We start from the raw sequence: 20,794 nt of genomic DNA, 5'->3' as shown, positions 1-20,794 counted from the left end.
AGTTATTTGAGTAGATCATGGTCGAGAACCAACCACAGCCAGAACAAGAACCACAAGATAGCGTTGTGCCGAAAAAGCGCCGTATATTCAGAAGTATCCTATTGTCGGTGCTTTTTTCGCTGATTTTTCTGCTGTCTGTGCTGGCTTTACTATTTTCGACCAATCAGGGCAGTAAATTCCTGCTGGATCAGGTGCTGGAACGCCAGAAAATTATTCAATATGAATATGAGGGCGGTAATTTATGGCGCGGGATTATTCTTAAAAATGTGCTGGTCAGCCTGAAACCAGTCGATGTCAAAATTGATCGTGCTGATGTTAAGCTGGGCTGGCGCGCGATTGTCAAAAAAGAAATTCATCTGACTGAAGCCGATGTCCTCAATCTGCAAATTATTAACAAGCAACCATCAACGGGCGAACCGTTCAAGTTTAATGCTATCCGTTTGCCTTTTATCTTGCGCGTTGATCATTTACTGCTGGATCATTTGGTCATTAAAACCCAGACCAATGCAGTTGATTTCTATAATATTGAATTAAATGAGGCGCTCTGGTCCGGCACCGAATTAAATTTTGAAGATTCCCGGATGGATATGGGCTATCTATCGGTACGTGAAGCCACGGGTAAAATGCAGTTTGAAGGCAAATATCCGCTAGATGCCACGGGCATCGTCAATCTGCCTTCTTTAAGAGACAGCCTGAATATTCATGATATTCAGGTGCGGGCACGCGGAACACTGGACACGATTCAGGCTGGCGTAGCAACCAATACGCCTGATTTATTAACCGGTTGGGTTATCGTACATCCGATGCGTCCTCAGGTACCGATGCGCGGCGAGTTAAAGTTCAAAGATTACCACTGGCCTATTCTGGCCGAACAGAAACTGTTTACCAAAGACGGTATTGCCGAGTTTAATGGCGATATCAAGCGTCTGGACCTGAACGTCCAGACTGACCTGATTGGGGAAAATATTCCGCAAGGCCAATATAGTGCGGTGATGTATACCGATCTGGTCAATCAGCTGAATATTACCGATCTGAATGGTCAGTTGATGAAAGGTACAGTTAGCCTTGCCGGGACAGTAGGCTGGAAAGACCGGGTCAGCTGGGATCTGGCTGGGCGTTTGAACGGGATTGATCCCAAGCACGAGCGCATTCCGCAAGTCGTACAAGATTTCTTGCCGCCAAGTCTGGATGCGAATATTGCTTCTGCGGGTAACCTGGAAAATGGCTTGCACCTTACCGGACTGGTTGATTTCGACCGTTATGAAAGCTGGAATCTGAAGCTGGATCAAAACCCAGCCAAAGGCAATAAAGTACAACCGATGCTGTTAGATGTTGCCTGGAAAAATATTGATCGCGCCCTACCTTATGTGGGCTGGCTCAGCAGTCAGTCTGGCGATGTCAAATTGGCATTGGTCGAAGGTCAGCAGAATATTCATGTGGCGACTAAAGTCGAGCAGCATGAAGAAGGACTTCTACCTGCAGGCATGTACCAAGCCAAGCTCAATCTGAACAAAAATATCCTGAATGTCCCGAGCTTTAATTACAGCGCCAATGCAGCAGGCAGCTTAAGCGGCAATGCACGGATTGAACTGCCACAGGAAAAACGCCAGTTAAAATGGGCCGCAGTATTAAATGCCAAAAATTTGAATACCCAAAGTATTGCGGCAGCTTCACCGGTAGATCGTTTGAATGGCCAGGTTAAAGCCAATGGTTATGCGCAACCGAATCAGCAGATTATCAAACTGAACAGTGTTGACCTGACCGGACGACTGGCAGAGCAAAATGAAACCGTACGTCTGACCGGTAACAGTACTATTGCCTTGTTATTCCATAATGAAAAAGCGGGCGGTGTTTTTAAAGGTTATGCGGTCAATTATGATGGTGCTTTAAATTCTAGCCAGCTTAAAGCCAGTCAGGGTATGCTGAAACTGCGCGTTTCAGGCACCTCGGAAATGTTGAAGATAAATGAATTCCGACATGATGGTGTGGCTGGCAAGATTAATGCCAGCGGTCTGGTCAATCTGGCGAATGGGATTGGCTGGGATATCAATGCATCTTTAATCCGTTTTAAGCCGCAATATTTTAATGCCAAACTGAAAGGCGAATTGTCAGGCAATGTGCAAACCCAAGGGGTGTGGTCAGATGCCTTAAAACGCATTCAGATTCAACGCTTAAATCTGGCCGGTATGCTGAATAACAAACCGGTACGTGGCACGGGTAATTTATCGGTCATCATTAATTCGAACCAGCGCGGTTTTGTACCACAGCAGTTTGAAGCCAATAACCTGTTCCTGTCTTATGCCAGCAACCAGATTCAGGCGACCGGTAATGCACAAAATCTCCAACTGAAAGTCAATGCGCCGGCTCTGTTTGAATTGTATCCAGGCTTAAGAGGTCGTGCGCAGGGCTATATCAATATGCAGGCACAGCCACGATTGCAGGCTTCAGCCAACCTGTCTATCGACAATTTTGCCTTTAAAAACCTGTTTAGCGTGCAGAAAGTTCGTGTTCGTGGACAGTTGCCAACATCGCAAAGCACACCAACTTTATTGACCGCAACTATGGATCGCCTGCGTAGTGGTTCACGCGAGATTGTACGCGGTGAGATATCATTGGCCGGTACCCGTGCTGCGCACATTCTCAAAGTGCAGGCAGAAAACCGCCTGTCCGAATTCTTTGTGCAGCTTGCCGGCGGTTTTAATGCCCAGAATAACTGGCTGGGTCAAATTCAAAGAGGTGATTTCGACTCTTTACGTGCCCGTCTGGTACAGCGTCAGAATGCAGCCGTGATTTATAACAGTGCTCAATCGGATCTGTTCATCGGTGCTCATTGCTGGATGAGTCAGCAAAGCCAGCTATGTTTTGATCAGCCGATTCGGGTTAATAAAACCCGTGGCAGTGCCTCTTTTGTTACCCAAAACCTTGATCTGGAAGATTTCAGTGCATTCCTGCCTGATGGATTGGCGTTGACGGGTAAAGTCAATGGTTATGCCAAGGCTGCTTGGGCACAAGGCGCCAAACCTAAAATCGACGCGCGTCTGGTGACGCGTAATGGTGTGGTGGGCTTATCTTCCGAAGATCCAGATTATTTGGGTTCTACACTGAAATATGATGAAGTCGGTCTGGTGGCAAAAAGCGTGGCAGATGGCTTGCAACTTCGGCTGGACGTTAAAACCCCGGATATCGGAACCGGCTATGCCAATGTCATCATTGATCCATACCGTGACAGTAAACCGATGCGTGGCGAAATTGCCTTTAACCAGGTACGGCTCAAAATCTTTAAGCCATTTATTCAGGACATCCGTAATCTGGACGGGATTTTATCTTATGCCGGAAAAATTAGCGGAACTTTAACGGATCCTTTGCTTGAAGGTGAGGTTCGTGTCAAAGATGCTTCAATCAGCATGATCTCCCTACCGGTGAATTTGACCAATGTACAGCTCTATTCATCCATACGTCAGAATTCGGCTAGCATCAATGGCGCATTTAACAGTGGCCGTGGTGTGGGCAAATTAACCGGTTCTGTGGAATGGAAAGGTGATCCGCGGGTGCAGTTAAAACTGCAAGGGGACAATCTGCTGATTCGTCAGGCCCCATTAATTACCGCTGTAGTGACACCTGATTTGACTTTGGACATGTATCCATTTAATAAAAAACTGAGTCTGAGTGGCACAATCGATGTACCGCGGGCATTGATTTCAATGCCTGAAGCCTCAGAACCTGTAGTTGGTTTATCTTCAGATGTACGTGTCGTGCGTGAAGGTGATGATCAGCTGGCGATCTTGAAGTCTGCACGTCCTTGGGATATCCGGGCAGATGTTGCCGTTTCTTTAGGGAATCAGGTGATTTTCCAGGGCTTTGACAGTCGTATTCCACTCTTGGGTCGAGTCAATCTGTCACAGCGTGGTCTGGAAACCGCAATGCGTGCCAATGGTGCAATCGGGGTATCACAGCGGGTGAAAATCGAAGCCTATGGTCAAAGTCTGGACCTGAATCGTGCTATCGCACGTTTTAATGGTGAACTTACCAATCCGACACTGGACATTGATGCCAATAAATCGGTTCAGGGTAGTACAGTTGGAGTGCGCGTAACAGGGACTGCATCGAGTCCAAGTATTCAGATTTATAATGATGCAGGCCTGTCAGAACAGGAAGCCTTGAATGCCTTGATTACCGGCCGTGTCAATGAAGGTGTATCTGGTTTAAGCCAGGCTGAAGGATTTAGATCCGATGTGAATAATACGATCGCTGCTGCGGGGATTAGTCTGGGCTTGGGTGGCACCCGCGCACTGACCAACCAGATCGGGCGCAGTTTTGGCTTAACTGGTCTAGCTCTGGATGCCCAAGGTACAGGAGATGATACCCAGGTTTCTGTGACTGGTTATATTACGCCTGATTTATATCTGCGCTATGGGGTCGGGGTATTCACACCAGTGAATAAGCTGACTTTACGTTATCAGGTAAATCAGCGCTTGTATCTGGAAGCGAGTCAGTCTCTAGAACGTGCGATTGACTTGTTCTATAATTGGCGCTTCTAATTTAAGCAATAAAAAAGCCCTAAAATTTTAGGGCTCTTTTATTAGGAGACAGGACAAAGATTTTATTAGCTATAAAGTAGATTGATGTCATAGTCAGCAGAAGCATTGATCTCTAAATTCAATCTCTATACATATATGACAATAGAGTTACGAGTAGAGAAAGAATTTAGGATGAGACTTCAGGGTGAAGAAAACTGATCATCGTATAATTCAGCTATCACATATAGAAAATCAATTAAAATATGCAATAACAGACTGAAAATCAATAAACCCATAATAAAAATAGGTGTATATTGAAAATACGATTTCACGCATAAGAGCATCTTCGCATGTCGACTAAATTTATCATCCGTTTTGCTGCGATTCTATTTTCTGTACTTATTTTGACTGCATTAGCCATTCAATTTTTCTTTAAATCGGATGTAACCGTAGTTCTATGGATTTTCGCTGTACCTTTCATTTTGGGCATTCCAATTTTGGCTTCTGTTGTATTGACCACCAATGATGAACTTGATATTCATAGCGTTAATTAGGCTTGAACCTTAAACTGGCGCATTTAAAGTGCATCTGATCTTTACTGATAGAGCAGCCGACATTTGCACTTTGTTCAATAAAATAGACCTTATTTTAAAGCAATGCAGGTCAGTTAAGCATGCATCAGAAAATGTAGTAAAAATGAGTGTATGTTTACGCTCATTTTTTATCAGCTTACTCCAGAATTTAGATTTAACTCTAAAATCATCATAATTTACATAAACTCTAAGAAATAAGGGAATATTCTTATCATTATTCATTCAAAATAGGTCTTCATCATAAAACTCATTATTTTAGAGAAAACAGAATGCCTAAAAATAATTATCTACCAGCTCTAGAACAAGTTTATGACTTTTTAAAGGAACGACCAGGTTTTAAGGATAAAAGTGAATTTGATAAAGCGGTAGAATATTTTAGAACTCTACATGAAAGTGATCCTCTGGATTTCAGAGTTCAAGCACCGAATACTGTCGCTGGAAAATTTGGTGCTAAAGAGTCTATAAATTTAGGGTCTATGCCAGAATTCAGTAATAAGGAAAATTTCCTTAACTGGATAGATACGCAAATTAACCACTAGTTGAAAGACTTTAAGCAAACACATCATCCGGCAGGTTTTCATTTATTATTCATACATTCATTAACATGTAGTACAGAAAACAATCGAAACTGAGTTGGAAAACTACAAATTTGAATGATAACTTTGTATTCAAATCTTCCCAGTAAAGAGGTGAGCAATGAAGTTGTTGACTTTGGTTGGTATGGGAGTAGCAGCGAGTTATTGTTATAAAACTATGAAAAATGGCAAGCTTGCTCTTTCAAAACCTGACTTTGATGAAAGTGTAAAACGATTTGTACTGCAAGAATTTGCAGCTTAGTTCTTCACGATATATTTTCCAAAAAGGCTCATCGGATGATGGGCTTTTTTATTTTCTAAAAAATTATAATTTTAATATTCAGATTAAAAGCAGTTTAATTATAGCCACCATGTTATAAACCTACCTCGTGATCTATTTTAAATAATTAAATGAGAGCTAATGGATGATGAAGATGGAAATGAATGGTGCGAGCTTATATATTCTGAAGCCTTGAGAATATATAAACCAACAAAATACAACACAGTCAACAAACTGAGATTCTTTGCGCTGATTTTAGAATTATTCGCAGAAATGCAGCATGAGGATGTAATAATTCAAGTAAAGGCTGTGAATGTGAAACTTAAATTGAGATCTAAAAATTACATTTTTTGGGTGTTTGAAATGCCTAATTTTCAGGATAAGACGTTATTTTTAACTTATATGTCTAGCAAATTAAGTCAGCTATAAGGTGTCGTTGAAGGTTAAAATCGTCAATTACTTCAACAAGTATAGTTATTTTTTATAAAACTATAGTTTTTTTATATGTTAATGGGGTATTTATATATTTTTATCAATATCTTGCGTATTTTCTAGTCGTTGCTCACTTTGACAACATACCTGAATCAGCGCAAAAGTGATAAAGGGGAAGGCCCATCGAAAGATGGGCTTTTTTAATATGTATAGCTTATTGAACGAAAAGTAACTTAAAGCAAATGTAAGAAAACAGTTTATTAATACTCCCTATACTTTATTGATAAATTCACAGTGCTATAGTCATTTTGCGAAAACAAGAAGACGCAAATAATACGAAGAAAATGACTACAGCACTAGCCCGCTTATTTGAAAGAGTAAGCGGGCTTTTTAATTGAAAAATTAATGTAATATTATGCTAATGTATAAATTATAAGTTTATATATAATTCATGAATAGATTCTATCGCTGTAGTTTCTTTCCAATTTCAGCCTCCTTCCCTAAGGAGGCATTTTTTTGTCGATAGAAAAGTAATGTTCCAATGACTATTGTGTTTATTCAGTTACACAAATGATCATCGTTGACTCTTGAATGAATCTTTCAAATATTTGAGCATGATATTTTATTGGTTAAATAAGTGATGGATCGCCATGATAAATGAAGAAAAGCCTTTGAACTTTGACGACGATAGTGAGCCTCAAGATTTCGAAGATGAAGAATTTATCGATGATAAGAAAGAGGATGAAATGTACAATGCTATTACCAAAGATGGTTCTAGTGTTGATCCTGCGGATGATGGGACGCGTCATATTCGCCCTGAAGACGGTGATCCTATAGAAATTGAAGAGTAATAAAAAGCCCAATTCAATATTGGGCTTTTTATCGTCTGGTGGATGAGAATGAAAATACAATATTTCCCATTTAGAATTGAGCGGATTGATCAAAATCCCCATCTAGAAAATTTAAATAGTCATTGAAATGATTTTTTTCACTTAATAAAAAAGCCCCCATGAATGAGAGCTTTTATGTCAACTCAATCTAGCAGAATAGTCTAAGCTAATATTTGAAATGACATCCAATTAATCTTTAAAAGTATCATTTAACGCAGTTTGAACCGCTTCAACCCGTGCCTTGCAAGCTTTATAGGCGGTCATGGATTCTTCCACGATTTTCATCAAGTTATCAATATCCGGTTCTTGCTGAGATTCGAGCAATTCCGCATTCTTTTTCAAGATGTCATAGCCTTGTTGGAAGCTCAAAGTATCATGATTCATGAGGAAGTACCTGTATAAGTTGTGCTGAAAAAATGCCGTCATGTAATTCGACTTCAACCAGATCGCTGGACTGAATCTGTTGAATAGAGGCAACCACATGTTCTTGCTGGCGCACGATGGCATAACCCTTGGATAAAACATGTTTAGGATTTTGTAGTAGCGTTTCCCGCATCAGGGCATCAAGCTGCTGATTAATCAGCTGGGTATGCTGCTGGGCCAGACTGGTAGTATTGGCCTTGATCTGTTGCAGACGTTGCAGCGCATCCATAATCTGGTTGTTGGCCAGACTTTGAATCAGTTTCAAAAATTGATCATTCTGATTTTGATAAGCTTGAATCTGTTGCTGGGATAAACGCTGAATGCGCTGTAGATAATTCAGGACATCCTGGGTTAGTTCAAAGATATGATTGCGGATTCCTGCAATGACTTTACTCGGAGTATCAAAGGAGCGATGCGCAATCTCATCCAGAATGGTACGGTCTTTTTCATGCCCGATGCCGACCCATACCGGCACCGAACGCTTGCAAAGCAGGGCAGCCAGATCATAATCATTCAAATAAGCCAGATCATTGACTGCGCCACCCCCTCGTATAATCACAATCAGATCCGGGGCAGTGTTATAGGTCTGAGCCCATTGTTTGAGCGCTTGTGCCAGACTGTACATAATACTTTGCGGGGCGGTATTTCCCTGAAAAGTCGCACTGTGATAGACAAACTCACACACCTGCGCACGCTGTAGTGCATCGGCATCTTTTTTGAAATCTCCCAGGCCTGCTGCATTTTCGGGAGCAATCACCAGAATCCGGTTCAGGTCAAAAGGGCTGGGCAAGTTTTTATTGCGTTGAATCAGTCCTTCAGTTGTCAAGCGCTCAACAATCTGCTGATAACGCCGGGCAATATCTCCCAGGGTATAGCCTGAATCAATTTCAACGATATTTAAAGAAAAACCATACTGCGGATCGAAATTAGCTTTGACTTTAATCAGCACTTTCAAATCACGACTCAGCTCAATCCCGCTTTCACGTTCAAACTGCGTGACAATTTTCTGGGCACTAAATTTCCAGATGGTTGCTCGGCAACTGGCAATGACCTGATCACTATCGACTTCTTTTTCTGCCAGCTCCAGATAATAATGGCCAGCTTTAATACTTAGATTACGAATCTCGGCTTTGACCCATACTGGTGTATCGAAAGTGAGTTTGACCACTTCCTGAACCGTAGCAAGATATTCCTTGAGGGAGAGTTGAGGATCGTCTGTCATGCCAATAGAAAGTTTAAAATTCAATCAAATATTAAATCAATCCAGCACAGATCACAAATCTAAAAGTGAAGTCATATTTGATTGATGTAATGACAATGCAATGCTATTGAGGTGCATAATTACTTGGTTCAGACTATTCATCCGGAATTTTCGTATTTTGTAGAGGTTCTTCTCTTCTGTTTTTCTTGTTCATTGAAAGAAGTTATAGCGTTGAAGTCCTTAATTTACAAAGGTCTTATTTCCATTTTTTAATGAAAAAGTACGGTTAAAAATGTACACAGACTTGTCTCTGGCAAGGACAAGGAAATATGCTAAATTGGTGAAGAATTATTGAAGAAGAATAGGCTCTCATGAAAAAAACAATGTTGTTCGGTTTGCTGGCTTTCGCTCTAAGCGCATGTACCACCACGCCGCAATCTGAGACGGAAGCTCCTAAAATAGGTTCAGCGAATCCTGCAAGCGCTTATTGTGTCAATCAGGGTGGCAAGCTTGAGATTCGTACTGAAAGCAATGGTCAGGTCGGATATTGCCATTTAAAGAATGGTCAGGTGGTCGAGGAGTGGGAATTACTGCACATGAATCAACCTAAATGTATTGCTGATCAGGCAGCGGCATTGGTGGGTCAGTCCAATTTGACTGAAGCGCAAATCAAGCAGAAAACCAAGGCACAAATTGTACGTATGGTTGAGCCGGGTCAAGCGGTGACGATGGATTATCGTGAAGAACGAGTGACTGTAACGGTGGATCCTACAAGCAAAAAGATTATCCAGGCTTCATGTGGTTAATTACACAAAATGAAAAAGCCCATTAGTGGGCTTTTTTAATTCCATACAACTGGCATTTTGAAATGACAAATCTTCCCCGATCTTTTATATTGCCCCTCGGAAGGAGAAATTCATGAAAAAGTTATTGGCTTTATCGTTTATGCTGGCGCTGGCCGGTTGTGCCGAGAAGAAACCCTTAACCCCTGAAGAGCAGTGGCAAGGTTATTGTCGAAGCGTCGGTAATGCGGCGCGTACCATTATGCTGGATCGTCAGAATGCGATTGAGAAAGAAAAAGCAATCGAGCATGCTAACAAGATCGATGATGAAACCACCAAAGGTTTTATCCTGAATATTATTGATGAAGTCTATGCGATTCCAGCCGAAGAGATTAAGGTAGATGTAAAAGCAGCCCGTGAAAAAGTCCGCGCTGAATTTACTGCAAAGTGTATTGCGACACCGCATGATGAATTACCAGATTACAAACCGTTCTAAAGGACGGTTTTTTTATATCTGGATAAAATTTCCAACTAATATTTCCCATTAAATGTATTTAAACATACGCATCTTCAAAAGACTGAAAAATAGAAATAGCCTAAGCAAAATGTACACTTTGTGACAATTTTTAAATCTAAAATATAGAAATACTTATCTTTATATTGAATAATGAATTTAACTCCAATTAACCAAGGAGTAGCACAATATGGAAGTCGTAAGATATTTGCATCATTCTGATCTACTGCTGGAAGATGAAGAAGGTGTGGTCATTATTGGCGGCAGTCGCTATGTACTCAGCGTTGGTGACAAAGTCGTTTTAAAGAAGATGCTAGAACAAGATAAAAAGCTTTATCAGATTGATATTTCCTTTGCCAGCAATAATCACAGTAGCACCTATGAAGATGAATGCGTGGTGAAATTCCAAGGCTGCCGAGACTCATATCAGCAGTATTTAAACTCGACCACTGTACACTAAGGTGGAGTATCTTTTTAACTTCAAATCAGGCAACATCAGGGTTGCCTTTTTTATGCATTAAATTCAGTTAAAAGGGCCTATTCATGGGCTTGTTTTGTGTGGTGTAAGCTGGAACTGATTATGGAATAATCATTAAGAGCATCATTTAGTTATAAAATAACGAGCATCACGAAGAAACACTTGAGTTGCATTAACTTTTAACTGGAAATTTAGTAAAATTTCGGAGTCCATATTATTTATGAAGCTTGGAATAAGCAGGAATTCATAAGTAATTTTTTAAAAAAGAGGAATAACACTGTGCTAGAAGCTTACCGCCAACACGTTGAAGAACGTGCCGCACTCGGAGTCCCACCGAAGCCACTTGACGATGCCCAAACAGCTGCATTAGTTGAACTACTAAAAAACCCGCCAGCTGGTGAAGAAGCATACTTGGTAGATTTGCTTGAAAACCGTGTACCAGCAGGTGTTGACCAAGCTGCATATGTAAAAGCTGCGTTCTTAGCTGCATTGGCAAAAGGTGAAGCAACCTCTCCACTCGTTTCTAAAGAACGTGCTGTTTACTTACTAGGTACTATGCTTGGTGGTTATAACGTAGCACCTTTAGTTGAACTTTTAGATAATGCTGAGCTTGCTGAACTTGCAGCTGAAGCATTGAAAAAAACGCTTCTTGTATTTGATGCATTCCATGACGTTGCTGATAAAGCAAAAGCTGGTAACGCAAATGCTCAAGCAGTGATGCAGTCTTGGGCTGACGCTGAATGGTTCACTAGCCGTAAAGACGTTCCTGAAGAAATCAAACTGACTGTTTTCAAAGTAACTGGCGAAACCAACACTGACGACTTGTCACCTGCACAAGACGCTTGGAGCCGTCCAGACATTCCATTGCACGCAAATGCAATGTTGAAAAACGTACGTGACGGGATCAATCCAGAAGTTCCTGGTGAAGTAGGTCCACTTAACCAAATCAAAGAATTGATCGCGAAAGGCAACCAGGTTGCTTACGTAGGTGACGTTGTTGGTACAGGTTCATCTCGTAAATCTGCAACTAACTCTGTACTTTGGTTCTTCGGTGACGACATTCCGCACATCCCGAACAAAAAAGACGGTGGTTACTGCCTAGGTTCTAAAATCGCTCCAATTTTCTTCAACACGATGGAAGATGCTGGTGCGTTACCGATCGAGATCGATGTTGCTAACATGAACATGGGCGACGAAATCGTTCTTAAGATCGATCACGCTGCTGCTAAAGTAACTGCGTTCAAAGACGGCGCGCAAATCGCTGAAGCTGAACTTAAAACTCCAGTACTTCTAGACGAAGTACGTGCTGGCGGTCGTATTAACCTGATCGTTGGTCGTGGTTTGACGACTAAGGCTCGTGAAGCTTTAGGTCTTCCAGTATCTACAATGTTCCGTACTCCGGTTCAACCTGCTGCAACTGGCAAAGGTTTCACTCAAGCTCAGAAGATGGTTGGTCGCGCTTGTGGTCTTCCTGAAGGTCAAGGCGTACTTCCAGGTACTTACTGTGAACCTAAGATGACTACTGTTGGTTCGCAAGATACAACAGGTCCAATGACTCGTGACGAATTGAAAGACTTGGCTTGCCTAGGCTTCTCTGCTGACCTGGTAATGCAATCTTTCTGTCACACAGCTGCGTATCCAAAACCAGTTGACGTTCAAATGCAACACACGCTTCCTGATTTCATCATGAACCGTGGTGGTGTTTCTCTACGTCCAGGTGACGGTATTATCCACTCTTGGTTAAACCGTATGCTTCTTCCAGATACCGTTGGTACTGGTGGTGACTCGCATACTCGTTTCCCAATCGGTATTTCATTCCCGGCGGGTTCTGGTCTTGTAGCGTTCGCTGCAGCAACTGGTGTTATGCCATTAGACATGCCTGAATCTGTACTTGTGAAGTTCAAAGGTAAAATGCAGCCTGGTATCACTCTACGTGACCTTGTACATGCAATTCCTTACTACGCAATTAAGGAAGGTGACTTAACTGTAGAGAAGAAAGGTAAGAAAAACATCTTCTCTGGTCGTATCCTTGAGATCGACTTAACAGAAATGGAAACTGACCTGACTGTTGAGCAAGCGTTCGAACTTTCTGATGCTTCTGCTGAACGTTCTGCTGCAGGTTGTTCTATCACACTTTCTGAAGAGAAAGTTGCTGAATACCTTCGTTCAAACATCACCATGTTGAAGTGGATGATTTCTGAAGGTTATGGCGATGCGCGTACTATGGCTCGTCGTGTTGAGAACATGGAAAAATGGTTGGCTAATCCAAGCCTGATCAAAGCGGATGCTGATGCTGAATACACGAAAGTGTATGAAATCGATCTTGCAGACATCAAAGAACCTATTCTTTGCTGCCCGAACGATCCAGATGATGCAAAACTTCTTTCTGACGTTCAAGGCGCGAAAATTGACGAAGTATTCGTTGGTTCTTGTATGACTAACATCGGTCACTTCCGTGCAACTGGTAAGTTGCTTGAGAAAGTTCCTGGTGGTGCATTGTCAACTCGTTTGTGGATCGCTCCACCGACGCGTATGGACGAACATCAGTTGATGGAAGAAGGTTTCTATAACATTTATGGTAAAGCTGGCGCGCGTACTGAAATGCCAGGTTGTTCATTGTGTATGGGTAACCAGGCACGTGTAGCTCCGAACACGACTTGTGTATCGACTTCTACGCGTAACTTCCCGAACCGTTTAGGTCAAGGTGCTAACGTTTACCTGGCTTCTGCTGAACTTGCTTCTGTTGCTGCTGTATTGGGTAAATTACCTTCTCCAGAAGAATACCAACAGTACGCAGCTCAAATTGACAGCATGTCAGCTGACATCTATCAATACTTAAGCTTCGACAAGATGAGCGAATATACTAACGCTGCTAAAGACGTTGATACTAAGAAAATTGCTGCTGCTCAGTTAACTTAATGAGCTAGGACTAAGAAAAGCCGAAAGGCTTTTCCCTAGCGCAAGAGCAAATCTATGATTTGCTTTGTTAATTAAGCAATAAGCGGTATAAGATAAGGGCTGAGTAATCAGCCCTTATTTTTTTTATATGAATAATCATACTTGCTATATGTGTGATAATTTGGCGACAACAAAAGAACACGTGCCACCAAAATGCTTATTTCCAGAAAAGAAGGACTTAAAAGATATTAGCCTAGATTTAAGGAAAGCCCTAATCAAGGCACCTTCATGCGTGGATCATAATTGTAAGAAGTCAGGTGATGATGAATATCTGTTTAATGTTTTGTCAATGACGATTCAAACGGGTAAATATGGACTTTTAAATTTTGAAAGTAAGGTAATGCGTTCTTGGACCAGAAAGGATCGAATTTCTAAACTAAAAGAAAAATTACTATCGACAGCTAGAACAGTAAAAATAAAAGATCCAGAGTCAGAAGATATTTTTGAGGCTTTAGAGTTAACAATAGATAGAGATAGATTAAAAGAAGTTTTAAAATGTTGTGCTCTAGGACTTTATTATTATGAATTTGGAAAGAAATATAAGGGGTCAATACACTCAACTCCTCTATTCTCACCAATCCTTGATAAAAATTGGATAGAACAACAAAGTCAAATGGAGGATTATTATTCTAATAAATTTAAGAATATTAAAAGAAAGGGCGATAATCCTGAGATTTTCCAATATGCATTTTATCAAGACACTTTTAATAATATGCTGGTAGTACAAATGTGGTTTTATGAAGAATAGATGTCTTTCATAAATCATTTTTTACTCAGCTCCAAGTTGTAGATTCCAGCGATTAAATTGAATCTCAAACCAAGCCTTTTACCTCTATTTCGATAACGCTCAGCAAGAATTTTGAAGGTTTTCAGGCTGCCAAATACATGCTCAATTCCGATTCTTCTTTTATTGATTTCTTGATTATAGATTTTCAATTCAGGATCCAATTTACAGTGTCTTTTGGCTTTTAATGGCAACAGGCTATTCGGATACAACACATAAATCCCCTGATAGCCTTTATCTGCAAGGATAAAAGCCCCAAAAGGAATCTGGTTTAAATTGCGTTTGAACAACTCGAAATCATGCACTGCACCGCGACTGGTACATAAACTCATAATTTGCTGAGTTTTGTAGTGAATCATGGCCTGTACTTTAAAGGTATAGGTCTTTTTCTTGCCGCTATAGCTTTTCTTCTGTTTTTTTAGGTCTTTGGATTGGAATTTCCGTGGCATCCACGATCACAACATTCCAGTCGATGCCTTCGCCCTCGGGTAAATCTTTGGGTAAATTAAACAGATTGGACCGAATCAGGCAGTCTTCAACATGACGGACAATTCTTGAGGCTGTGGGCTCTGAAACCCCGTAACTCGTCGCAACGTGAAATAAGGTTCGGTATTCCCGCCAATAGCTCAGACAGAGCAGAACCTGATCCTCCAGGCTTAACTTGGGCGGTCTGCCTTTGGCAGAGACATGCTTCTGCAATTGCTCAACCATCAAATAGAAAGTTGACCATGAGATGCCTGTGTATCGCTTGAACTGAGGATCAGAAAGCTTGTTTGAATCGATGTATTTCATCCGCAGATTATGCACGAATGCCAAGAAATCCGGAGTGCAAATATTAACCAAAAAGAAGGTCGTTTTTTGATTTATGAAAGAGATCTAATGTAAAGTAATATCATTTTTCAGATAGTCATATATTAAAAAACTTCTGTAAATTACACATTTATTAAATATATTATTTAATTCAAACATTAAAAATTATTGAAAGTTGACGTAAAATGCCCAAACAATCCCGCTTCCTCTGTATTGGTGGTTTCCTCAATGGAACCCAAGTCAAAGACCAAGGTGACAGTTTTATCTGTGTCGAAAAAGGCAAAAATGTCACTTATACCAAAAAGGAAATCTTCCATCCTGATTCATGGGATCACGACTATTATGTTTGTGAAACGACCACAGACAAACAGGCACGAAATTGGGTTTATGACATTGAGACAAAATAATATTTAATTCGATAAAGAAAGACATGGGTTGGCGTTATCGTCAGCCCATTTTTATATACGTTTTAAAATATTCAGACAATAAAAAGCCCCATGGTTAGGGGCTAGTCGTATATAGGTCAAGCCCATATACTGTAAGAGGCTCATCTCAAACTAAGCGTATTAGAACACAGCAGCCTGCAAATAACCATCTAAATCTGATTTAAACAGCCAATTGTTGCTCAATCACCGGCCATAAATTCTGATGCGATTTTTTAAACATCAGCATATGACCAATGGCCTTATAGGCATAACTTTTAGGTTTAAGTTCAATTATTTGGGTTTTTGCGTTTGGATATAAACGTAGTAAATCTTTCACATTGGCTTCGGTGGCAATCTCATCATCCGATGACCAGATTACAGTCATAGGGCAGGTGATTTGCGCATGATAATCATGGGATGGTGCAATATTTTTACCAATCGCGTTGATTACATAACCCGGTTTACTACAGAACTGCGCCCATTCGCGAGCTACATCTTTCGGCAGGTTTTCACCCATACCAATCGCTTGAGTCGGGCCATAGCCTTTAGTGAAGCGTGCCAGTGGGAAAATGACATTAAACATCACTGGCGCAAGTAACTTGGTTTTGCCTTTGAGTCCTTTCACATGTCCGGTAGAGCCAGAGACAGCCACCACTTTTGCGACTTTATGATGATTTGGTACGATTCCTAAAAGCTGACCACCGGCACTATGTCCAAGTAGTATCACTTTTTCTGCATTAGTACGCGTTGATAAAGCATCTATTGCGGCCGGTATATCCAGTTGACCCCATTGCACAATACTGGCTTTTGAATTTTTCAACGGGCCATGTAGTGAATCACCAATCCCCCGGAAATCAAAGACCATAACCGCATAGCCTTGCGCTTGTAACCACACACAAAACTGATGATAAAACTGTTTAGTAATGCCAGTTGCCGGGCAGACTAATACTGGAAGTTTGTCAGTTTCAGAAATAGCTGCATAAAAACGTGCACTTAAGCGATAGCCATCTTGGCACTGGAGAGTCAATGTTTCAAATTCAGACATACGTTACACTATGATTTTTATCATCCCATGAAGCTTTTACTGTATAGGTTTTTAGCAGGGTAGCTTGGGGAAAACATGACTTAAAAGTCAGTAAAATAATAGAGATGGAATAAACTTATGCAGCTAATGGAACTTGAGCTGGCCGTTAAAATAGCCATTATTTTTAGTGGAATATTCTTGTGGATCGGGATGTTCACCGGCGTCTGGAAATATTGGCAGATTCGTCAATCGCCTCAGTCACGTGCACATTATTATGTCGATATTGCACATCGTAGCAGCCTACTTTATGCACCCGCAACTTTAATTCTGGCAGTGCTAGCCTATTGTTCAGTGTTGCCGAGTATGGTGAATCTGATTTGCGTACTGGTCAATATTCTGTTTTTTAGCTTCTCGATTGCCGCTTATATGTTGCATGGTTTCCTGAAAGACACGACGAATCAGTTTAAACAGCCGCATCAACTGGGTAAATTTCATTTGCCAGGAAGTTTGATGACTTTCGCCATGCTAGGTTTAATTGTCGCAGAATTGGGCGGGACAGGGATTTTGCTCTATGGAGCATTTATCGGATTATTTTAATCTTATTTTTATAGTTATTCTGAAAGGATACTGGAATGCTTGAAAGTTAAAACACTTTTTTCACCAGATGGATGACTGGCCAAATCATCCATCTGGGCTAATTTAAAATTTGTTTATCGGTATTTCTGGTCTATGGCAGCCCATAGGAAAAATGCAGCTGAGACAATCAGTGCATAGCCAAAGTATTCAAGTTTTAGATTACCTTGAATTAAGCAATGGACGGTTAAAGTCAGCATGAGTGCAAAAGTGGTGCATATAAATGTCACCAGATTGGTGTTGTTGGCTTTAAGAGCGTCAATGAAGACTTGCTTGTTGAAATGTAATGATAACATCTCCATCCCTCCCATTTATTTATGTTATTGAAGATTAAAGCAGATTTAATCAGTCAGAATTGAATATATAGTTGTACTGTTTAATTTGGACCTTTGCAACTGCTGTGGCAGGATTTTACAGTCAAAATGGTCATCTTTAGTCGTATAACTACATAATCACTTGATTAGGCAAGAATTATATTTTCAGATTTCACCTCCAGCTAATTTTGGAAATAAGATGTAGTCATCATTTGATCAATGCGACCAGATAGAAAATGCAAATTCTACGCCAAAGATATGTAGTGTTAATCAATACTTTGTAAGCTTGCGTATGACTCGGAGGGGGACTTGGTTTAAGTTGGCAACAATAAGTATCTAAAATCAGGAAATTAAAATTTCTGTTTATATTTATATAAAAAAACGCCAATCTCAACTTAAAATAAGATTTTCGAATTGAATTGGTGAATGACCAAGCTTTTTATTTAGCACCACACAAATTGTATGCGACAGAATTTTACGAGTTATGCGGTGGGTTAAATGCCATAGATCTTTTGCCCTCACTTTCTGAATGTGAAAGCGATCTGTTAATTGACCAATCACTGTTTCAATCTTTCTTCTGGCTTTCATCAGTATTTGCAGTGTCTCTTTAGGTCTGAAATCTATCATGTTTTTTCTAAAGGGTGTTTGTAAATCAATACCCTGATATTCATAATATCGTTTCAATTCTGGTCTTAAATAGCCCTTATCTGCTCCCAGTAAACCGTAAATATCATTCGTAATTTCAGGTGCAACATCTCGCTCATCACAATGAGCAGGTGCAAAGGTATAACCCGAAATCATGCCTGAAAGATTAATGACGATATGAGCTTTGAAACCATAATATTTTTCTTGTTTTGCAGCACAATAACTAAAACCTGCGTATTCTTTAAAGTTTTTATGCTTTCTAGCTCTGGTATAACTACAGACAGGGAGTGGGAAGCCATCAATAAAGTGAATGTTATCTGAACCATAACGCTGAATGAGCTGTGCCATAATGGATTGACTGACATGCCACAGATTTGCACAATGTTTACAGAAATTGGGATAAGATCCTAATTTTGGAAACCATTCTAACCAATTGTTTTTGAAATACATCCAAATATTTTTGTCTGTATCTAAACCAAGAAATTCACCTACTATTTGCATAGTGATGATTTCTGCATCAGTAACAGCAGGCGGAAAACCACGAGTTCTCAGGGGCTGAGTAACAACAATGGGATAAAGTTCTTCTATGATTACATAGACAAAAATGATAAATTCTTCAATGGACATAACTTTGCTTTAATTTCTTGGTGGAAACTAAAATAGGGTTATGTCCTTTTTATTTCAATCACTTAAAAAGTTGAGATTGGGGTATAAAAAAATAAAATAATTAAAGTGCAATTCTATACATCATATTTTATAGAAAATCTTAGTATCCAGATTTACAGCGGTGATTTGATGCCATGATGAAGAAACAATAAATGCCCGTTTGGGTAAAACCTGACAATTATTGATCACGCTCAAACCGGATTTTGGGTAAAAATACGATTTTTCAGACATCCTAGAAATTTTAGTTTCTAATACGGTCAATCACAGCTGTAATCAGCAATACAATCATGGATGGAATAAACCAGGCCAGATTCTGTTCTGATAGAGGTAAGTTTTGCAGTAATGCAGGCAATTCAAAACCAGCGACTTTTAATCCGTCAAAAATACCAAAGATCAAGGCCACCAGGGTCACTGGCGCAATCACATGAGATGGTTTCTTGAAGAAGCTCGCACAGAAGCTCAGCATAATGACGCTAATTGCAGGCGGATAAATCGCGCTTAAGACTGGAACCGAAACAGCAATCAGTTTGGTTAAACCCAGGTTTGAAATCACTAGTGAGAAGCCCACCAGAACAAATACAAAGATCTTGTATGGAATCTTGGTCAAGTTGGAGAAATACTCAGCACAGGCACAAGTCAGACCAATTGCAGTCACCATACAGGCAATAAAAATCATGCCAGACAGGAAGTAAGCACCCATATCGCCAAAAGCATGTTGTACATATGCATGCAGGATAATGGCACCATTGGCTGCATTTGGTGCAATCTCATGGCTACCTAGTCCAAGTTTAAACAGACTTAAATACACCAGAGTTAAACCAATACCAGAGATAATGCCGGCATTGACCGCATATTTGGTAATCAGTTTTTTATCGGTTACGCCACGTGAAGTAATGGCTTTGACAATCACAATACCGAAAACTAAAGCGCCTAAAGTATCCATGGTTAAATAACCATTCACGATGCCTTCAGTCACTGGACTGGTAACGTAATTATCGATCGCTGTAGGCGGATTACTGGCAGGAATCATCACGGCTGCTACACCCAAAATTATCAAAGAAATAATTTTAAGTGGCGACAGGAAATAGCCGACAGTATCCAGAATCTTGTTTGGATATAAGGACACGATGGTGACCACAGCAAAATAGATGATGCTGTAAATGAGCAGACTGCCAGATTCATTGCCAAAGTAAGATGAAAAACCGATTTCATAAGAAACGGTTGCGGTACGTGGCGTCGCAAATAAAGGGCCAACAGCTAAGTAACAGATTACAGTCAGCAAAATACTGGCTGCTTTGCCCAGAGGCGAGCTTAGTGCCTGAATGGAGCCTTCAACGCGAGACAACGCAATAATGGTAATCACGGGTAAGCCGACTGCTGTAATAAGGAAACCTAAAGCAGCGAGCCATACGTGTTCACCGGCTTGTTGAGCCACAATCGGTGGAAAGATAATGTTGCCCGCACCAATAAATAGTGCAAAGGTCATAAAACCTAGGGCGACAATATCCCGGGTACGCAGACTTGTCATAAAGGGAGATCAATAGAACAAAAGAAAGCGATTTTAGTGTATATGTCCAATTTTTTGGAGTTTATTTTAAGGCTGGAAGCCTTGATTCTAGTGAGTTTGCGGATCACATAACCGGTCATTCAAATCTTGGTAGAAATATATGTTTGATAATTCGCTGAAAAATATATTTTTTCTTATAAGCTCAAAAAATATCTGCACTTGATATCAAAATGTGTCAGTTATTGTTTGTATAAATAAGCAACAGTGAAAATTCCTATTTCAAGGAAAATTGCTGTGCTGAAACTCAACAACTGCGACATATTTCGCAAAAAAGGGATTATAA

21 protein-coding genes are annotated in these 20,794 nt (G+C 40.4%); 13 read left to right on the top strand and 8 right to left on the bottom strand.

Translation table 11 applies throughout. From position 1 onward, the window contains the following. The first annotated feature begins 17 nt into the window (after positions 1-17). The 6 genes from AC1P5O_RS02900 to AC1P5O_RS02875 all read left to right on the top strand — a co-directional run bounded on the left by AC1P5O_RS02900 (position 18) and on the right by AC1P5O_RS02875 (position 7,248). Positions 18-4,538: a translocation/assembly module TamB domain-containing protein gene (locus AC1P5O_RS02900; protein ID WP_153566257.1), complete on the top strand. Its 4,521-nt coding sequence runs from the start codon at positions 18-20 to the stop codon at positions 4,536-4,538. A gap of 329 nt (positions 4,539-4,867) precedes the next feature. Beyond that, positions 4,868-5,071: a hypothetical protein gene (locus AC1P5O_RS02895; protein ID WP_005103450.1), complete on the top strand. Its 204-nt coding sequence runs from the start codon at positions 4,868-4,870 to the stop codon at positions 5,069-5,071. A 308-nt stretch (positions 5,072-5,379) separates the two neighbouring features. Then, positions 5,380-5,649: a hypothetical protein gene (locus AC1P5O_RS02890; RefSeq protein ID WP_005103448.1), complete on the top strand. Its 270-nt coding sequence runs from the start codon at positions 5,380-5,382 to the stop codon at positions 5,647-5,649. A gap of 157 nt (positions 5,650-5,806) precedes the next feature. Then, positions 5,807-5,947: a hypothetical protein gene (locus AC1P5O_RS02885; protein WP_004645377.1), complete on the top strand. Its 141-nt coding sequence runs from the start codon at positions 5,807-5,809 to the stop codon at positions 5,945-5,947. Between the two features lie 159 nt (positions 5,948-6,106). After that, positions 6,107-6,394, top strand: a complete 288-nt coding sequence (locus AC1P5O_RS02880; RefSeq protein WP_005103447.1) for a hypothetical protein — start codon at positions 6,107-6,109, stop codon at positions 6,392-6,394. Between the two features lie 653 nt (positions 6,395-7,047). Then, entirely contained in the window at positions 7,048-7,248 is a 201-nt protein-coding gene (locus AC1P5O_RS02875) for a hypothetical protein (RefSeq protein ID WP_005103446.1), read from the top strand. A 228-nt stretch (positions 7,249-7,476) separates the two neighbouring features. On the opposite strand, the gene xseB is transcribed toward AC1P5O_RS02875, so the two are convergent. Further along, a complete protein-coding gene (gene xseB, locus AC1P5O_RS02870) occupies positions 7,477-7,671 on the bottom strand; it encodes an exodeoxyribonuclease VII small subunit (protein ID WP_005103445.1) in 195 nt (64 codons plus the stop codon). Then, on the bottom strand, positions 7,661-8,932 hold the full coding sequence (gene xseA, locus AC1P5O_RS02865; RefSeq protein WP_005103444.1) for an exodeoxyribonuclease VII large subunit: 1,272 nt from the start codon (positions 8,930-8,932) through the stop codon (positions 7,661-7,663). Before xseA ends, xseB begins: the two co-directional genes overlap by 11 nt. 350 nt (positions 8,933-9,282) lie before the next feature. On the opposite strand from xseA, the gene AC1P5O_RS02860 reads away from it, so the two are divergent. The 5 genes from AC1P5O_RS02860 (at position 9,283) to AC1P5O_RS02840 (ending at position 14,391) form a co-directional block, all read left to right on the top strand. Then, positions 9,283-9,717 carry an I78 family peptidase inhibitor gene (locus AC1P5O_RS02860; RefSeq protein ID WP_005103443.1) on the top strand — a complete coding sequence of 145 codons (435 nt, stop codon included), beginning with the start codon at positions 9,283-9,285 and terminating at the stop codon, positions 9,715-9,717. A 112-nt stretch (positions 9,718-9,829) separates the two neighbouring features. Further along, on the top strand, positions 9,830-10,189 hold the full coding sequence (locus AC1P5O_RS02855; protein WP_005103441.1) for a hypothetical protein: 360 nt from the start codon (positions 9,830-9,832) through the stop codon (positions 10,187-10,189). A gap of 208 nt (positions 10,190-10,397) precedes the next feature. Then, a complete protein-coding gene (locus AC1P5O_RS02850; protein WP_005103439.1) occupies positions 10,398-10,667 on the top strand; it encodes a hypothetical protein in 270 nt (89 codons plus the stop codon). Positions 10,668-10,964: 297 nt separating this feature from the next. Beyond that, positions 10,965-13,604 carry a bifunctional aconitate hydratase 2/2-methylisocitrate dehydratase gene (locus AC1P5O_RS02845; RefSeq protein WP_005103437.1) on the top strand — a complete coding sequence of 880 codons (2,640 nt, stop codon included), beginning with the start codon at positions 10,965-10,967 and terminating at the stop codon, positions 13,602-13,604. Between the two features lie 160 nt (positions 13,605-13,764). Next, positions 13,765-14,391, top strand: coding sequence for a hypothetical protein (locus AC1P5O_RS02840; protein WP_228722566.1), 627 nt, complete (start codon positions 13,765-13,767; stop codon positions 14,389-14,391). Between the two features lie 14 nt (positions 14,392-14,405). Here the strand turns inward: AC1P5O_RS02840 and AC1P5O_RS02835 are convergent, their stop codons facing one another. Together AC1P5O_RS02835 and AC1P5O_RS02830 are read right to left on the bottom strand one after the other, a co-directional pair. After that, positions 14,406-14,876: an IS5/IS1182 family transposase gene (locus AC1P5O_RS02835; RefSeq protein ID WP_017482311.1), complete on the bottom strand. Its 471-nt coding sequence runs from the start codon at positions 14,874-14,876 to the stop codon at positions 14,406-14,408. Next, complete coding sequence (locus AC1P5O_RS02830) at positions 14,824-15,219, bottom strand: transposase family protein (protein WP_008306679.1); 396 nt, start codon at positions 15,217-15,219, stop codon at positions 14,824-14,826. The genes AC1P5O_RS02835 and AC1P5O_RS02830 overlap by 53 nt, the downstream gene beginning before the upstream one ends. A 203-nt stretch (positions 15,220-15,422) precedes the next feature. On the opposite strand from AC1P5O_RS02830, the gene AC1P5O_RS02825 reads away from it, so the two are divergent. Further along, positions 15,423-15,644 carry a hypothetical protein gene (locus AC1P5O_RS02825; protein WP_005103435.1) on the top strand — a complete coding sequence of 74 codons (222 nt, stop codon included), beginning with the start codon at positions 15,423-15,425 and terminating at the stop codon, positions 15,642-15,644. A gap of 199 nt (positions 15,645-15,843) precedes the next feature. Here the strand turns inward: AC1P5O_RS02825 and AC1P5O_RS02820 are convergent, their stop codons facing one another. Continuing rightward, the gene (locus tag AC1P5O_RS02820) at positions 15,844-16,707 is read right to left on the bottom strand and encodes an alpha/beta hydrolase family protein (protein ID WP_499005607.1); all 864 of its coding nucleotides are present in this window, start codon (positions 16,705-16,707) and stop codon (positions 15,844-15,846) included. Positions 16,708-16,824: 117 nt separating this feature from the next. Here AC1P5O_RS02820 and AC1P5O_RS02815 point away from each other — a divergent pair, with 117 nt between their 5' ends. Then, on the top strand, positions 16,825-17,283 hold the full coding sequence (locus AC1P5O_RS02815; protein WP_005103432.1) for a hypothetical protein: 459 nt from the start codon (positions 16,825-16,827) through the stop codon (positions 17,281-17,283). Between the two features lie 113 nt (positions 17,284-17,396). Here AC1P5O_RS02815 and AC1P5O_RS02810 read toward each other — a convergent pair whose 3' ends face one another. The 3 genes from AC1P5O_RS02810 to brnQ form a co-directional block, all read right to left on the bottom strand. Next, entirely contained in the window at positions 17,397-17,615 is a 219-nt protein-coding gene (locus AC1P5O_RS02810) for a hypothetical protein (RefSeq protein WP_004645284.1), read from the bottom strand. A 408-nt stretch (positions 17,616-18,023) separates the two neighbouring features. Then, positions 18,024-18,905, bottom strand: a complete 882-nt coding sequence (locus AC1P5O_RS02805; protein WP_004282326.1) for an IS982-like element ISAba9 family transposase — start codon at positions 18,903-18,905, stop codon at positions 18,024-18,026. 280 nt (positions 18,906-19,185) lie between these two features. Beyond that, the gene (brnQ, locus tag AC1P5O_RS02800) at positions 19,186-20,472 is read right to left on the bottom strand and encodes a branched-chain amino acid transport system II carrier protein (protein ID WP_004278737.1); all 1,287 of its coding nucleotides are present in this window, start codon (positions 20,470-20,472) and stop codon (positions 19,186-19,188) included. Positions 20,473-20,794 lie beyond the last annotated feature (322 nt).

Source organism: Prolinoborus fasciculus (assembly GCF_056724605.1).
This window is presented reverse-complemented; position numbering and strand designations above follow the sequence as displayed.

Excerpts from the sequence above, each read along its gene's own strand:
- AC1P5O_RS02900 (WP_153566257.1), top strand. The coding sequence starts at position 18 with ATGGTCGAGAACCAACCACAGCCAGAACAAGAACCACAAGATAGCGTT.
- AC1P5O_RS02895 (WP_005103450.1), top strand. The coding sequence starts at position 4,868 with ATGTCGACTAAATTTATCATCCGTTTTGCTGCGATTCTATTTTCTGTA.
- AC1P5O_RS02890 (WP_005103448.1), top strand. The coding sequence starts at position 5,380 with ATGCCTAAAAATAATTATCTACCAGCTCTAGAACAAGTTTATGACTTT.
- AC1P5O_RS02885 (WP_004645377.1), top strand. The coding sequence starts at position 5,807 with ATGAAGTTGTTGACTTTGGTTGGTATGGGAGTAGCAGCGAGTTATTGT.
- AC1P5O_RS02880 (WP_005103447.1), top strand. The coding sequence starts at position 6,107 with ATGGATGATGAAGATGGAAATGAATGGTGCGAGCTTATATATTCTGAA.
- AC1P5O_RS02875 (WP_005103446.1), top strand. The coding sequence starts at position 7,048 with ATGATAAATGAAGAAAAGCCTTTGAACTTTGACGACGATAGTGAGCCT.
- xseB (WP_005103445.1), bottom strand. The coding sequence starts at position 7,671 with ATGAATCATGATACTTTGAGCTTCCAACAAGGCTATGACATCTTGAAA.
- xseA (WP_005103444.1), bottom strand. The coding sequence starts at position 8,932 with ATGACAGACGATCCTCAACTCTCCCTCAAGGAATATCTTGCTACGGTT.
- AC1P5O_RS02860 (WP_005103443.1), top strand. The coding sequence starts at position 9,283 with ATGAAAAAAACAATGTTGTTCGGTTTGCTGGCTTTCGCTCTAAGCGCA.
- AC1P5O_RS02855 (WP_005103441.1), top strand. The coding sequence starts at position 9,830 with ATGAAAAAGTTATTGGCTTTATCGTTTATGCTGGCGCTGGCCGGTTGT.
- AC1P5O_RS02850 (WP_005103439.1), top strand. The coding sequence starts at position 10,398 with ATGGAAGTCGTAAGATATTTGCATCATTCTGATCTACTGCTGGAAGAT.
- AC1P5O_RS02835 (WP_017482311.1), bottom strand. The coding sequence starts at position 14,876 with ATGCCACGGAAATTCCAATCCAAAGACCTAAAAAAACAGAAGAAAAGC.
- AC1P5O_RS02830 (WP_008306679.1), bottom strand. The coding sequence starts at position 15,219 with ATGAAATACATCGATTCAAACAAGCTTTCTGATCCTCAGTTCAAGCGA.
- AC1P5O_RS02825 (WP_005103435.1), top strand. The coding sequence starts at position 15,423 with ATGCCCAAACAATCCCGCTTCCTCTGTATTGGTGGTTTCCTCAATGGA.
- AC1P5O_RS02820 (WP_499005607.1), bottom strand. The coding sequence starts at position 16,707 with ATGTCTGAATTTGAAACATTGACTCTCCAGTGCCAAGATGGCTATCGC.
- AC1P5O_RS02815 (WP_005103432.1), top strand. The coding sequence starts at position 16,825 with ATGCAGCTAATGGAACTTGAGCTGGCCGTTAAAATAGCCATTATTTTT.
- AC1P5O_RS02810 (WP_004645284.1), bottom strand. The coding sequence starts at position 17,615 with ATGTTATCATTACATTTCAACAAGCAAGTCTTCATTGACGCTCTTAAA.
- AC1P5O_RS02805 (WP_004282326.1), bottom strand. The coding sequence starts at position 18,905 with ATGTCCATTGAAGAATTTATCATTTTTGTCTATGTAATCATAGAAGAA.
- brnQ (WP_004278737.1), bottom strand. The coding sequence starts at position 20,472 with ATGACAAGTCTGCGTACCCGGGATATTGTCGCCCTAGGTTTTATGACC.